The 12,792-nt window shown below is 61.0% G+C and carries 15 protein-coding genes; 10 read left to right on the forward strand and 5 right to left on the reverse strand.

The window, feature by feature from the left end:
• Positions 1–48: 48 nt before the first annotated feature.
• From lnt to trmB, 4 genes are all read left to right on the forward strand, one after another.
• The gene (lnt, locus tag AC1DE4_RS01430; protein ID WP_018855115.1) at positions 49–1,650 is read left to right on the forward strand and encodes an apolipoprotein N-acyltransferase; all 1,602 of its coding nucleotides are present in this window, start codon (positions 49–51) and stop codon (positions 1,648–1,650) included.
• Positions 1,651–1,802: 152 nt separating this feature from the next.
• Positions 1,803–2,222: a helix-turn-helix domain-containing protein gene (locus AC1DE4_RS01435; protein ID WP_018855116.1), complete on the forward strand. Its 420-nt coding sequence runs from the start codon at positions 1,803–1,805 to the stop codon at positions 2,220–2,222.
• Positions 2,223–2,404: 182 nt separating this feature from the next.
• Positions 2,405–3,658, forward strand: coding sequence for a methionine adenosyltransferase (gene metK, locus AC1DE4_RS01440; protein WP_018855117.1), 1,254 nt, complete (start codon positions 2,405–2,407; stop codon positions 3,656–3,658).
• Positions 3,655–4,356, forward strand: a complete 702-nt coding sequence (gene trmB, locus AC1DE4_RS01445; RefSeq protein WP_192240311.1) for a tRNA (guanine(46)-N(7))-methyltransferase TrmB — start codon at positions 3,655–3,657, stop codon at positions 4,354–4,356. Before metK ends, trmB begins: the two co-directional genes overlap by 4 nt.
• Positions 4,357–4,362: 6 nt before the next feature.
• Here the strand turns inward: trmB and AC1DE4_RS01450 are convergent, their stop codons facing one another.
• Positions 4,363–4,620, reverse strand: coding sequence for a BQ00720 family protein (locus AC1DE4_RS01450; RefSeq protein ID WP_007799651.1), 258 nt, complete (start codon positions 4,618–4,620; stop codon positions 4,363–4,365).
• Between the two features lie 49 nt (positions 4,621–4,669).
• Positions 4,670–5,101, reverse strand: coding sequence for an Hsp20 family protein (locus AC1DE4_RS01455; RefSeq protein WP_062371331.1), 432 nt, complete (start codon positions 5,099–5,101; stop codon positions 4,670–4,672).
• Between the two features lie 260 nt (positions 5,102–5,361).
• Between AC1DE4_RS01455 and AC1DE4_RS01460 the strand changes: the two genes are divergently transcribed.
• Positions 5,362–6,306, forward strand: a complete 945-nt coding sequence (locus AC1DE4_RS01460; RefSeq protein WP_477879575.1) for a nucleoside hydrolase — start codon at positions 5,362–5,364, stop codon at positions 6,304–6,306.
• 30 nt (positions 6,307–6,336) lie between these two features.
• On the opposite strand, the gene grpE is transcribed toward AC1DE4_RS01460, so the two are convergent.
• The gene (grpE, locus tag AC1DE4_RS01465) at positions 6,337–6,957 is read right to left on the reverse strand and encodes a nucleotide exchange factor GrpE (RefSeq protein WP_477879577.1); all 621 of its coding nucleotides are present in this window, start codon (positions 6,955–6,957) and stop codon (positions 6,337–6,339) included.
• A gap of 219 nt (positions 6,958–7,176) precedes the next feature.
• On the opposite strand from grpE, the gene AC1DE4_RS01470 reads away from it, so the two are divergent.
• Positions 7,177–7,611: a GFA family protein gene (locus AC1DE4_RS01470; RefSeq protein ID WP_018855123.1), complete on the forward strand. Its 435-nt coding sequence runs from the start codon at positions 7,177–7,179 to the stop codon at positions 7,609–7,611.
• Positions 7,612–7,616: 5 nt separating this feature from the next.
• Here AC1DE4_RS01470 and hrcA read toward each other — a convergent pair whose 3' ends face one another.
• A complete protein-coding gene (hrcA, locus tag AC1DE4_RS01475; protein ID WP_018855124.1) occupies positions 7,617–8,705 on the reverse strand; it encodes a heat-inducible transcriptional repressor HrcA in 1,089 nt (362 codons plus the stop codon).
• 175 nt (positions 8,706–8,880) lie between these two features.
• Between hrcA and rph the strand changes: the two genes are divergently transcribed.
• From rph to hemW, 4 genes are read left to right on the forward strand one after another with little or no spacing between them, the layout of a single operon-like run.
• On the forward strand, positions 8,881–9,600 hold the full coding sequence (rph, locus tag AC1DE4_RS01480) for a ribonuclease PH (protein ID WP_062371335.1): 720 nt from the start codon (positions 8,881–8,883) through the stop codon (positions 9,598–9,600).
• A complete protein-coding gene (locus tag AC1DE4_RS01485; RefSeq protein WP_018855126.1) occupies positions 9,597–10,013 on the forward strand; it encodes a VOC family protein in 417 nt (138 codons plus the stop codon). The genes rph and AC1DE4_RS01485 overlap by 4 nt, the downstream gene beginning before the upstream one ends.
• Before the next feature lie 7 nt (positions 10,014–10,020).
• Positions 10,021–10,665: an RdgB/HAM1 family non-canonical purine NTP pyrophosphatase gene (rdgB, locus tag AC1DE4_RS01490; protein ID WP_025658695.1), complete on the forward strand. Its 645-nt coding sequence runs from the start codon at positions 10,021–10,023 to the stop codon at positions 10,663–10,665.
• A gap of 34 nt (positions 10,666–10,699) precedes the next feature.
• Positions 10,700–11,875, forward strand: coding sequence for a radical SAM family heme chaperone HemW (hemW, locus tag AC1DE4_RS01495; RefSeq protein WP_018855128.1), 1,176 nt, complete (start codon positions 10,700–10,702; stop codon positions 11,873–11,875).
• Here the strand turns inward: hemW and AC1DE4_RS01500 are convergent.
• Positions 11,872–12,789, reverse strand: a complete 918-nt coding sequence (locus tag AC1DE4_RS01500; RefSeq protein WP_477879579.1) for a DMT family transporter — start codon at positions 12,787–12,789, stop codon at positions 11,872–11,874. The genes hemW and AC1DE4_RS01500 overlap by 4 nt on opposite strands.
• Positions 12,790–12,792 lie beyond the last annotated feature (3 nt).

The raw sequence follows: 12,792 nt of genomic DNA on the forward strand, positions 1-12,792 counted from the left end.
TTTTGAAAGACTGCGAGCGGGTTGATTCGCAGCTTGATGGGAGTGCGCATGGAGCGGCTTGCGGACAGGGTTATCCTTGCCTGGGGGTTCAAGAGGGTTGCGTTGGCGGTCCTTGCTGGCGCCGTCGGCGTTCTGGCCCTGCCTCCATTTGGCTTCTTTGCCGCAATGTTCGTGTCGTTCACGCTGCTCGTCTGGCTGATCGACGGCTCGGCTGCCGCTCCGGAAAGCGGGCTCATTGGGCGACTGTGGCCATCTTTTACCGTCGGTTGGCTCTTCGGCTTTGGCTATTTCGTCGCGGGTCTCTGGTGGCTTGGCCACGCCTTGATGATCGACGCGGAGGCCTTCGCTTGGGCGCTTCCGCTGGCGATCCTCGGCCTGCCTGCCGTGCTCGCCATCTTCTACGGCATTGCTGCGGCGCTGGCGCGAACCATGTGGTCCGATGGCATGGGGCGGATTGCGGCGCTTGCGGCGAGCTTCGGGTTGCTGGAGTGGCTGCGGAGCGTGCTTTTCACCGGCTTCCCCTGGAACGCTATCGGCTACGGCATGACGCCCGTGCCGCTCATGATGCAATCGGCGCACGTCATCGGCATCATGGGCATCACGTCGCTCTCGGTCTTCATCTTCGCCGCACCCGCACTCCTCGGCACCCGGCAGGGCGCAAAGCTCGGGCTCTCGCTGGCAGCCCTGCTCTTCGCCGCACATATCGGCTATGGCGCCTATATCCTCTATGGCCCGCAACCCGCGCCTGCATCCGACTCCCCGAGCCCGGTCATTCGCCTGGTTCAGCCGATGATCGAGCAGACGGCGAAGATGGACAGCGACGCCGACCGCGCAGCTATCTTCGAGAAGCACCTGAAGCTTTCCGTCGAGCCTCCGAAGGACGGCGGGCGGAAACCGGACATCATTGTCTGGCCGGAAACGTCCATTCCCTTCATCCTGACCGACAATCAGGATGCGCTCAGCCGGATCGCGGACACGCTCGACGACAATCAGATCCTGATTGCCGGCGCTGTCAGGGTGGAGGACATGGGGCCTGGCAATCCGCCTCGCTACTACAATTCGATATACGTCATCGACGGCCGTGGGCAGATTGCCGGCGCGGCCGACAAGGTGCATCTCGTGCCGTTCGGCGAATACGTGCCGTTCGAGAATATCCTCGACGATTTCGGCATCCAGAATGTGGTCGAGATGCCAGGCGGCTTCTCACCCGCCGCCACGCGCCAGCTTCTGAGTTTGCCCACGGGGATCAAGTTCTATCCCCTCGTCTGCTACGAGATCATTTTCCCCGACGAGATGACCGGCGACCTAGGCGCCGCCAATGCCATTCTCAATGTTACGAACGACGCGTGGTTCGGTGCAACACCCGGCCCCTACCAGCACTTTCAACAGGCTAGGTTGCGTGCCGTGGAGACCGGCTTGCCGCTGATTCGAAATGGCAATAGCGGAATTTCAGCCATCGTGAACGCCCGTGGCGAGGTCATTGCGGGTCTCGGCCTCAATGAAACTGGCTTTGTCGACGCAACCATCGAGCGTTTCGACGCCCAGCGCGATCCGGGTTACCCGCGCCAAACTTACTTCCGGTTGATCGAGATACTTCTGTTTGCAATTGCGCTGGTTTCGCGTTTTGGTTTAGTTTTCAAGCAGAATTGACCGAAAACCCCTAAAATTGCATAGTGGTTCGGATCGGCGTTCTTAGCGTATGTTTCAAGGTGGTTAATCAAGACTTTGCAACGTGGCGTTTTGGGGATGGGTTTGGGCATGCCGGTTTGAACAAGGTTGAAAATTTTTGTTAGGGCAGGACCATGATTGAGAACAAGAAGCGGCCGAACCCCATCGACGTACACGTTGGTAGTCGCATTCGCCTTCGGCGAACGATGCTCGGAATGAGCCAGGAAAAGCTCGGAGAGAGCCTCGGCATCACCTTTCAGCAGATCCAGAAATACGAAAAAGGCACCAACCGTGTCGGTGCCAGCCGCCTCCAGAATATTTCCAGCATTTTGAACGTTCCGGTTTCCTTCTTCTTCGAGGACGCGCCGGGCGAACAATCCTCCGGCCTGTCCGGCATGGCGGAAGCCTCCAGCTCCAACTATGTGGTCGACTTTCTTTCGTCGTCCGAGGGGCTTCAACTCAACCGCGCCTTTGTAAAAATCACCGATCCCAAGGTTCGCCGCAAAGTCGTCGAGCTGGTGAAGGCACTCGCCGCCGAAGCCGACAGCGAATAACCGCCATTTAAAATTCGGAGCAGAGACAAAAGCGGTCGCAACGGCCGCTTTTGGCATTTTTGGGGCAAAATTTGCCACTTTGCAGCAGATATAAAGATATATTTATGTCCTTCTACGCTTGTTTTTCTGATGCGAACTGAGTACCTACTAGGCAGCTTTTGTTCTTTGAGGGGAATCCCGGAATGCGCGCGAATTACCTTTTCACCAGCGAGTCAGTTGCCGAAGGTCACCCGGACAAGGTGTGTGACCGGATCTCCGACGAGATCGTGGATCTGGTCTACCGCGAAGCCGCCAAGACCGGCGTCAACCCCTGGGGCGTGCGCATTGCCTGCGAGACCCTGGCAACCACCAACCGCGTCGTGATCGCCGGTGAAGTGCGCCTGCCGCCGAGCCTGATGAAGAAGGACAAGAACGGCAACGACGTCATCAACCCTTCGAAGTTCAAGGCCGCTGCCCGCCGCGCCATCAAGGACATCGGCTATGAGCAGGACGGGTTCCACTGGAAGACGGCGAAGATCGACGTGCTCCTGCACTCGCAGTCCGCCGACATCGCCCAGGGCGTCGATAGTGCCGCCGACCAGCAGGGTGACGAAGGTGCCGGCGACCAGGGCATCATGTTCGGCTACGCCTGCAAGGAAACGCCTGACCTCATGCCGGCGCCGATCTATTACTCCCATAAGATCCTGCAGCTGCTCGCGACTGCCCGCAAGAAGGGCGACGGCGAAGTTGCAAAGCTCGGCCCGGACGCCAAAAGCCAGGTGACGGTGCGCTACGTGAACGGCAAGCCTGCCGAAGTCACGTCGATCGTTCTCTCCACCCAGCATCTCGACGAAAGCTGGGATTCGAAGAAGGTTCGCGCGGTGGTCGAGCCCTATATCCGCGAAGCCCTCGGCGATCTGCCGATCGCCGACGATTGCAACTGGTACATCAATCCGACCGGCAAGTTCGTCATCGGCGGTCCTGACGGCGACGCCGGCCTCACCGGCCGCAAGATCATCGTCGACACCTACGGCGGTGCTGCTCCGCACGGTGGCGGTGCGTTCTCCGGCAAGGACACGACCAAGGTCGACCGCTCGGCCGCTTACGCTGCCCGTTACCTCGCGAAGAACGTCGTTGCCGCCGGTCTTTCCGACCGCTGCACGATCCAGCTGTCCTACGCTATCGGCGTCGCACAGCCGCTGTCGATCTATGTCGACCTGCACGGCACCGGCAAGGGCGTGACGGAAGACCAGATCGAAGCCGCGATCCGCAAGAACATGGACCTGTCGCCAACAGGCATCCGCCGTCACCTCGACCTCAACAAGCCGATCTATGCCAAGACTTCGGCCTACGGCCATTTCGGTCGCAAGGCTGGACGCGACGGCTCGTTCTCCTGGGAACGCACCGACCTCGTCAAGGCGCTCAAGGACGCCGTCAAGGTCAAGGAAGCAGCATGACCGACATGGAGCGTCGCGGACGCGCGACCGAAGCCTTCTTCGGTCGCCGCAAGGGAAAGGCTCTGCGCGAACATCAGGCAGAGCGACTGAACACCCTGCTTCCGGCGTTCCTCATCGATCTTTCAGCGGCTCCGCCCGAGCCGCTGAAGACCCTCTTTCCGGTGCCGACCGAAAGGCTGCGCCTGGAAATCGGTTTCGGCGGCGGCGAGCATCTGATCCATCGCGCCGTGGAAATACCCTCGACCGGCTTTATCGGGGTCGAGCCTTTCATCAATTCCATGCAGAAGCTGCTGACGAGCGTCGACAAGGCAGGCGCCAGGAACGTTCGTGTCTACAACGATGATGCGACGCAATTGCTGGATTGGTTGCCGGACGCCTCGATCGACCAGATCGACCTGCTTTACCCGGATCCGTGGCCAAAGCGGAAGCACTGGAAGCGCCGCTTCGTGTCGAAGACGAACCTCGACCGATTCCACCGCGTGCTGAAGCCGGGCGGGCTGTTCTGCTTTGCGTCCGATATCGATACCTACGTCAACTGGACGCTGCTCAAATGCCGCGACCATGGCGGCTTCGAATGGCTAGCACAGAATGCGGCAGACTGGCTGACGCCCTACGAGGGCTGGCCGAGCACACGCTACGAGGCCAAGGCACGGCGTGAAGGCAGATCTTCCGCCTATCTCACATTCAAGCGCGTCTGAGCCTGCCTAGTGCAGGCTCACCGTTTTCAGCTCATCCTCAGCGGCCTTGAAGAAGGTGCTGGAGCGATTATCCGTCAAAAGGATCGGCGTGCCATCGGCGCCGAATAGCGCCCAGAGGTCAACGCTCGGATCGATGTCTGGCGCTTCCGGGAAGCACTTGGCAACTTCTTCGTTGCGCATCTTGCGGATATAGGCGACCTCGCCGTTGCCGATGCCGGCAAGTTCGGTTTTGGTCAGGTGCGAATTGGCTTCTTTCATCAACATTCCTGTACCTCCAAGAGAAGGGACCAACGGCTCAACATGCGCCGTTGTCCTACTGTGAGACCGAAATGTTAATTTTCTTCACCATGCGGCTCGGTTCGGGGCGGATGAGATCCACCGACAGCAACCCATTCTTGAGGCAAGCGCCCAAAACCTGCATGCCGTCGGCCAGAACAAAGGTCCGCTGGAACTGACGCGCGGCGATGCCGCGATAGAGATAATCGCGCTCTCCCTGCTCTGCCTGACGGCCGCGGATCGACAGCTGATTTTCCTCGACGGAGACATCGAGGTCGTCCTCAGCGAATCCCGCGACGGCAAGGGTTATGCGCAGCCTTTCCGGATCGCCGGAAGCGCGGTCAGGAGCAACGCGCTCGATATTGTAGGGGGGATAGCCATCACTCGCCTTGGAAAGGCGCTCCAGCGTCTTCTCCATGGCGTCAAAGCCCAAAAGCAGCGGGCTCGCGAAAGGCGTCATGCGGCTCATCTTTCAAGTCCTTGATTCAAGCGACCTTGCCGGACCTGAAATGCAGCATCCGACTGTCGACAATATGGGAATTGCCGAGCCCGGGCGCAAGGCGGACGTCCATGCTCGCTCCCGGGAAGCCAGCAAGGGTCCGACCTTGACAAAGCAGGCGCCGACTCGCATCAAATCCTGCCCGCGCCGGCTGTGCCGATTTGCGACGGGAATGTAAACAAACGGTGCATGCCACGAAGACGCGCACCACGAGGATGGGAACGATCGGAATGGCAAACCCTAGAAAGATCATCATCGACACTGACCCCGGTCAGGACGACGCAGCCGCCATCATGCTGGCCTTTGGCAGCCCGGAAGAGCTCGATGTACTCGGCATCACCACGGTCGCCGGCAACGTGCCACTGTCCTACACCAGCCGCAATGCGCGCATCGTCTGCGAGCTCTGTGGTCGCACCGATACGAAGGTCTTTGCCGGCGCCGACAAGCCGATTGCGCGCAAGCTGGTGACCGCGGAGCACGTGCATGGCAAGACCGGCCTCGACGGTCCGGTTCTCGACGAGCCCACGATGCCGCTGCAGACGCAGCATTCGGTGGATTTCATCGTCGAGACGCTGCGCAGCGAGCCGGAAGGCGCAGTGACGCTCTGCACGCTGGGGCCGCTGACCAATATTGGCCTGGCCTTCCAGCAGGCGCCCGACATCATCCCGCGCGTCCATGAACTGGTCATGATGGGCGGCGGCTTCTTCGAGGGTGGCAACATTACGCCGGCCGCCGAATTCAACATCTACGTGGATCCCGAGGCAGCCGACATCGTCTTCCGCTCCGGCGTTCCGATCGTGATGATGCCGCTCGACGTCACGCACAAGCTTCTGACACGCAAGGACCGCGTCAAGCGCATGGCTGATCTCGGCACACGCCCGGCCATCGCCATGGTCGAGATGCTGGAATTCTTCGAACGCTTCGATGTCGAGAAATACGGCTCGGACGGCGGCCCGCTGCACGACCCGACGGTTATCGCCTATCTGCTGAAGCCGGAGCTTTTCAAGGGGCGGACCTGCAATGTCGAGATCGAGGTGAAGTCGGAACTGACTGCCGGAATGACCGTCGTCGACTGGTGGCACGTGACCCACCGCAAGCACAATGCGCAGGTCATGCGCGATGTCGATGCGGACGGATTTTTCGATCTGCTGATCGAGCGTTTCGCCCGCATCTGATTTCGGATTGTTTGACGGGCGCCTGAGGGATCAGGCGTCCTTCTGGTCGAAAACCGAATTGGTTTCGGGTTCGACCAGCTTCGGTCCGCCCTTGGCGACGCCGACCATGGCCGGGCGCAGAACACGCTCGCCAATCGTGTAGCCAGCCTGAACGACCTGAACAACGGTGTTGTTCGGCACCTCAGGGTTCGGTACTTCGAACATGGCCTGGTGGAAATTCGGATCGAACTTCTGGCCAACCGGCTCCAGCTTTCGGACACCGTGGCGCTCGAGCGCCGCCAACATCGAGCGTTCCGTCATCTCGACACCCTCGATCAGCGTTGTCAGGCCGGTATCAGCGGCAGCCCTTGCTTCCTCCGGAATCGCATCGATGGCGCGACGCAGGTTGTCCGAAACGGCCAACATGTCGCGGGCGAAGCCAGCAGCCGAATAGGTCTTGGCGTCCTTGATTTCCCGCTCGGTGCGGCGGCGCAGGTTATCCATCTCGGCAGCAAGCCGCAGATAGCGGTCGCGCAGCTCTGCGTTCTCGCCCTTCAGAAGTTCCAGCGGATCGGGCTGTGCGGTGGCTTCGTTCTCGACGTTTGCGGCGGCGTCCGCTGCGGCTTCGGCCGCGGCTGCGTCAGGTCCGTTCTTCGTCGTTTCGTCAGTCATGACGTTCTCCGGTGATTGGTGTCTTTTAGGATGTGCCCGATATCGAGCTTTGACGGGCAAAAATCAAGTCTGCGTGACTGAAAAGCGCGCGATGCGGGGCAACTCATGCCGGGTTGAGCGAGAGGGCCAGCTTGACTTGCTCGCGCTAAAGTTCTTTTATTTTAGAGCTACCTAAACCTTTCTTGCTTCGGCCTAATCCTGGGTCAGGGAGCTGCTACCATGAGCGATCAGAAAAGCTATTCCGGGCGCTGCTTCTGCGGCGCCGTGGAGATTGTTGCTACCGGCGAACCGGTGGCGATGGGATACTGCCACTGTGCTTCCTGCCGGCATTGGTCCGCAGGGCCGGTCAATGCCTTCACGCTCTGGCAGCCGCAGGCTGTCCGGGTCACTAAAGGCGGAGAGCATGTCGAGGGCTATCAGAAGTCCGATACCAGCGTGCGGAAGTTCTGCGAGCTGTGCGGTGGGCATCTCTACACCGAGCACCCGACCTGGGGCGTCACCGACGTCTACGCGGCACTTCTGCCGGATCTCGACTACACCCCGGCGCTGCACGTGAACTATCAGGAGAGCGTGCTGCGCATTCGTGACGGCCTGCCCAAATATAAAGACATGCCCGCGGAGATGGGCGGCTCGGGCGACACGTTGCCTGAGTAGCCGCGCTACTTCGCGCCGCGTGACAGTCGGGTCATAAGCTGAGCGGTATAATCGACCATCGGGACGATGCGCGAGTAGTTGAGACGCGTCGGCCCGATCACTCCCACGGCACCGACAATGCGGTCGTCATCGTCACGATAAGGCGCAACGATCAACGACGAGCCGGAGAGCGAGAAGAGCTTGTTCTCCGAGCCGATGAAAATGCGCACACCTGGCCCGCTTTCGGCCAGATTGAGGAGTTCCAGCAAGCTGTCTTTTTTCTCGAGGTCGTCGAACAGCATGCGCAGGCGGTCGAGATCGTCGGCACCGGCGAGACCGGCGAGCAAATTGGCGCGGCCGCGAATGATGAGCTGAGCCGGTTTGCCTTCGTCCGCGCTGCCGGACCACACAGCGATGCCGCGCTCGACGAGATCCTGCGACAGCGTGTCGAGTTCGCGGCGGACATCGTCCTTCAGTCGGCTCAGCTGATTGCGCAGTTCCGGCAGCGTCTGGCCGGTCATATGCGCGTTGAGGAAGTTTGCGGCCTCGGTCAATTGCGATGATGTGACGCCTGCCGGAAGCTCGATGATGCGGTTTTCCACCTGGTCGTGATCGCCAACGAGCACCGCAAGCGCCTTGGTCGGCTCGAGGCGAATGAACTCGACATGCTTGAGCACAGGATCGCTTTTCGAGGTGATGACAAGTCCGGCGCCGCGCGAAATGCCCGAGAGCATTCGGCTCGCCTCGTTCATCATCAATTCCATCGGATTGTCGCGGCTTTCGGCGCGCACCTGCCGATCGATGTTGGCACGATCCTCGGCCGAGAGATCGCCCACCTGCATGAAGGCGTCGACGAAGAAGCGCAGGCCGATCTGCGTCGGCAGACGCCCGGAACTGACATGCGGTGAATAGATGAGGCCGAGTTCTTCCAGATCGCTCATCACATTGCGTACGGACGCCGGCGACAGCGACATCGGCAGGATTCGCGAAAGGTTGCGGGAACCGAGCGGTTCGCCCGTTTCCAGATAGCCCTCCACGATGCGGCGAAAGATTTCCTTGGAGCGTTCATCCAGCGCAGCCACTGCCTCTGAAACCGACGTCGATCTGAACTCCATGAAACCTTGCGTACCCGTGCTGACGATGATCCGACAAAATATAGCCAATCTCTCCGCAGCGGCAAAAGGGAAATTGCAAATGGACGCTGCCAATCGTAGAAGCTCTCAACACCATAGCACGCATGATCTACCCGAAGCCTGCTCACGCCTTCGGCACGATAATTAGGAGAATAGTATGCGGCCCTCAGGCAGAAAAACCGACCAGATGCGCAAGGTCTCTTTCGAGCGCAATTTCTCCAAGCACGCGGAAGGCTCCTGTCTGGTGAAGTTCGGCGATACGCATGTGTTGTGCACGGCGAGCGTCGAGGAAAAGCCGCCGGCATGGCTGCGCAACACCGGCAAGGGCTGGGTTACCGCCGAATACGGCATGCTGCCGCGCGCCACCGGCGATCGCATGAAGCGCGAAGCTGCGGCCGGCAAGCAGGGCGGTCGCACCCAGGAGATCCAGCGCCTGATCGGCCGCTCGCTGCGCGCCGTCGTCGACCTCAAGGAGCTCGGCGAGCGCCAGATCACCCTCGATTGCGACGTCATCCAGGCGGACGGCGGAACGCGCACCGCCTCGATCACGGGCGCCTGGATTGCGCTCTACGACTGCCTGAAATGGATGGAGAGCCGCAACATGCTCAAGGTCGAGCGCGTGCTCAAGGACCATGTCGCGGCCATTTCCTGTGGCATCTTCGCAAACCAGTCGGTCCTTGACCTCGACTATCTCGAAGACTCCTCGGCCGAGACCGACGCGAACTTCGTGATGACCGGCACTGGCGGTATCGTCGAAATTCAGGGCACCGCCGAAGGCACGCCCTTTACCGACGAGGAGTTCGCTTCGCTGATGACGCTCGCCAAGGGGGGCATTGCCGAACTCGTGGCGATGCAAAAGCAGGCGATCGCCGGATGAACGACGTGCTGGAAGGCATGCTGGAGACGGCGCTCTATGCTGAGGATCTCGACAAGGTCGAAGCCTTCTATGAAGGCGTTCTCGGTCTTTCGAAGATCTCGCGGAGCGGCAACCGGCATGTCTTCTTTCGCTGCGGCCCCGGCGTGCTGCTGATTTTCAATCCGAAAGAAACGATCAAGCCGCCCTCACCGACCGCGCTGCAGGTGCCGCCTCATGGCACAAGCGGTGCGGGACACGCCTGTTTCCGCGTCTCGGGCGAAAATCTCGATGCGATTGCCACCCGGTTGATGTCCGAGGGTGTCGCCATCGAATCCGAAGTCACCTGGCCGCAGGGCGGCCGATCGATCTATTTCCGCGATCCAGCGGGCAACAGCCTTGAATGCGCTGAAGCCCGTATCTGGGGCCTCGAATAGGACAATCATGCGCAAGCTCGAAACCAAGACCATTGTCGTTGCCAGCCACAATGCCGGCAAGATCCGGGAAATCCAGGACCTGATCGGCCCCTTCGGCTTCACCGCGAAGTCGGCGGCTGAATTGAACTTCGTGGAGCCTGACGAAACCGGCACCACCTTCGAGGAAAACGCAAAGATCAAGGCGCTCGCTTCTGCGGAAGCCGCTGGACTTCCGGCGCTGTCGGATGATTCCGGCCTCGCCATCGATGCGCTCGGCGGCGATCCTGGCGTCTATACCGCCAACTGGGCCGAGAAGCCCGACGGGACCCGCGACTTCGCGATGGCGATGGAGAAAGTCGAGGCGGCGCTGGACAAGGCCGGCGCTTCAAAGCCGGAACAGCGTACCGCCCGCTTCGTAAGCGTGCTCTGCCTTGCCTGGCCGGACGGCCATACGGAGCTCTTCCGCGGTGAAGTCGAGGGCGCTGTCGTCTGGCCGCCGCGCGGCAGCCAAGGCTTCGGCTACGATCCGGTCTTTCAACCCGAGGGCTATGACACTACCTTTGGAGAGATGAGCGGGGAAGAAAAACACGGCTGGAAGCCGGGCGACGCAGAGGCCCTGTCGCACCGCGCCCGCGCCTTCAAGATTTTCGTCGAAACCTGCCTGGAAGCCTAAGGGCAACGTGGACACTTTGGAACAGCCTGACCTGATGCGCTATGCCGCTCTTCTGCCCGATACCGGCGAACCCGGCTTCGGCGTCTACGTGCATTGGCCGTTCTGCGCTGCCAAGTGCCCCTATTGCGATTTCAACAGCCATGTCCGCCACCAGCCGGTCGATCAGGAGCGCTTCACTGCGGCCTTCCTGAAGGAAATGGCAACGGTGCGCCAATTGAGCGGGCCGAAGACGGTGACGAGCGTCTTCCTCGGCGGCGGCACGCCCTCTCTGATGAACCCTTCGACGGTTTCGGCCATTCTCAATGGTATTGCCAAGCATTGGCATATGCCAGACGGTATCGAGATCACCATGGAGGCGAACCCCTCCAGTGTCGAGGCGGAGCGTTTCCGGGGCTATCGCGCCGCCGGGGTCAACCGCGTCTCGCTTGGCGTCCAAGCCTTGAATGACCGCGACCTGAAGTTTCTCGGACGGCTGCACGACGTTGCCGACGCGCTGAAGGCGATCAAGCTGGCACGCGACATCTTTCCGCGCATGTCCTTCGACCTGATCTATGCTCGCCCGAACCAGACTGTCGAGGAATGGGAGCGCGAGCTGAAGGAGGCGATCTCCTACGCGGTCGATCACCTCTCGCTCTACCAGCTGACGATCGAGGAAGGCACGCCCTTCTACGGCCTTCACAAGGCGGGCAAGCTTGTCGTTCCGGACGGCGATCAATCGGCATTGCTCTACGAAGCGACGCAGGAGATCACGGCTCGCGAAGGAATGCCGGCCTACGAGGTGTCCAACCACGCGCGCCCCGGCGCGGAGAGCCGCCACAACCTCACCTATTGGCGTTACGGCGACTATGCCGGTATCGGCCCCGGCGCCCACGGGCGGCTGACGCGCGGCGCGATGAAGATCGCGACGGCGACCGAGCGGAAGCCGGAAAGTTGGCTCGATCTCGTCGAGCGCGACGGCCACGGCATCCTCGATCAGGAACAACTCGGCTACGAGGAGCAGGCGGACGAACTGCTGTTGATGGGACTACGCCTGAAGGAAGGTGTCGATCTCGCCCGCTGGCAACAGCTTTCAGGCCGCGATCTCGACCCAAAGCGTGAAGAATTCCTGCTGGAACACGGCTTCGTCGAGCGGATCGGCAATTCCCGGCTTCGCTGCACGCCGTCGGGTATGCTGATCCTCGATTCCGTCGTAGCCGACCTCGCCTGCTAGGCCGGCCGCTTTCGTCCCAGGGAAAACAACCGCCCGTCGATCGCCGCAAGGCCGATCGCGATCATCGCCATGCCGATCAGATGCTTGGCTTGCAGTTGCTCGCCGAGAATAGCTGCGCCGAGCAGGATGGCGCTGACCGGGATCAGGAAGGTCACGAGCATGAGGTTTGTCGCCCCTGCCGTTGCCAGGATGCGGAAGAACAACACATAGGCGATCGCCGTCGACAGCAAGGCCAGGCCCAGCAAGGCCATCCAGGTCTCGAGTGACGGGGCGGCCAAAGTCCAAGGTTGATCCACGACGAGCGCGATCGGCAGCATCAGGATGGTCGAAGCGGTAACCTGTCCGGCGGCGGGAATGAGCGGCGCCATGCCCATCTGGCGGAAGCGTCGGCCGAAAATCCCGGCGAAGGAGTAGGAGAGCGCAGCACCGAGCACGGCAAGCTGCGCCAGCACGTTCGAGCCGAGATCACGCAACACGTCGAAGCCAATCATGTAGGCAACACCAGCAAAGCCAACGAGGACGCCGAGCAGGCGGTTGCCGGTCATCTTTTCGTCCGCTGTCAGGAAATGCGCGACGACGACACCGAAGAGCGGCGTCGTGGCATTCAGGATCGAGGCAAGGCCGCTTGCGATGTGCGTCTGGCCCCAGACGATGAGGCAGAAGGGGATCATGTTGTTCATGATGCCCATGCCGAAGAACGCAGCCCAGGACCCAGCGTCGCGCGGCATCGCATGGCCGGTGGCTCGGACGATAAGGTTCAGCGCAAGTGCGGCAATCAGGACCCGGCCCGCGACGATCGTGAACGGCGGCAGGGTCTTCACCAGAATACCGTTGAAGAGGAAGGAGCCGCCCCATAACAGGGACAACACCAGCAGCATTCCCCACTCGGCAAGGCCCATTTGTTTCTGCTGCATTAT

This window comes from Rhizobium sp. 10N414 (genome assembly GCF_056394785.1).

Excerpts from the sequence above, each read along its gene's own strand:
- rph (WP_062371335.1), top strand. The coding sequence starts at position 8,881 with ATGCGGCCCTCAGGCAGAAAAACCGACCAGATGCGCAAGGTCTCTTTC.
- rdgB (WP_025658695.1), top strand. The coding sequence starts at position 10,021 with ATGCGCAAGCTCGAAACCAAGACCATTGTCGTTGCCAGCCACAATGCC.
- AC1DE4_RS01455 (WP_062371331.1), bottom strand. The coding sequence starts at position 5,101 with ATGAGCCGCATGACGCCTTTCGCGAGCCCGCTGCTTTTGGGCTTTGAC.
- AC1DE4_RS01500 (WP_477879579.1), bottom strand. The coding sequence starts at position 12,789 with ATGCAGCAGAAACAAATGGGCCTTGCCGAGTGGGGAATGCTGCTGGTG.
- AC1DE4_RS01450 (WP_007799651.1), bottom strand. The coding sequence starts at position 4,620 with ATGTTGATGAAAGAAGCCAATTCGCACCTGACCAAAACCGAACTTGCC.
- hemW (WP_018855128.1), top strand. The coding sequence starts at position 10,700 with ATGCGCTATGCCGCTCTTCTGCCCGATACCGGCGAACCCGGCTTCGGC.
- hrcA (WP_018855124.1), bottom strand. The coding sequence starts at position 8,705 with ATGGAGTTCAGATCGACGTCGGTTTCAGAGGCAGTGGCTGCGCTGGAT.
- grpE (WP_477879577.1), bottom strand. The coding sequence starts at position 6,957 with ATGACTGACGAAACGACGAAGAACGGACCTGACGCAGCCGCGGCCGAA.
- metK (WP_018855117.1), top strand. The coding sequence starts at position 2,405 with ATGCGCGCGAATTACCTTTTCACCAGCGAGTCAGTTGCCGAAGGTCAC.
- AC1DE4_RS01470 (WP_018855123.1), top strand. The coding sequence starts at position 7,177 with ATGAGCGATCAGAAAAGCTATTCCGGGCGCTGCTTCTGCGGCGCCGTG.
- AC1DE4_RS01460 (WP_477879575.1), top strand. The coding sequence starts at position 5,362 with ATGGCAAACCCTAGAAAGATCATCATCGACACTGACCCCGGTCAGGAC.
- AC1DE4_RS01485 (WP_018855126.1), top strand. The coding sequence starts at position 9,597 with ATGAACGACGTGCTGGAAGGCATGCTGGAGACGGCGCTCTATGCTGAG.
- trmB (WP_192240311.1), top strand. The coding sequence starts at position 3,655 with ATGACCGACATGGAGCGTCGCGGACGCGCGACCGAAGCCTTCTTCGGT.
- AC1DE4_RS01435 (WP_018855116.1), top strand. The coding sequence starts at position 1,803 with ATGATTGAGAACAAGAAGCGGCCGAACCCCATCGACGTACACGTTGGT.
- lnt (WP_018855115.1), top strand. The coding sequence starts at position 49 with ATGGAGCGGCTTGCGGACAGGGTTATCCTTGCCTGGGGGTTCAAGAGG.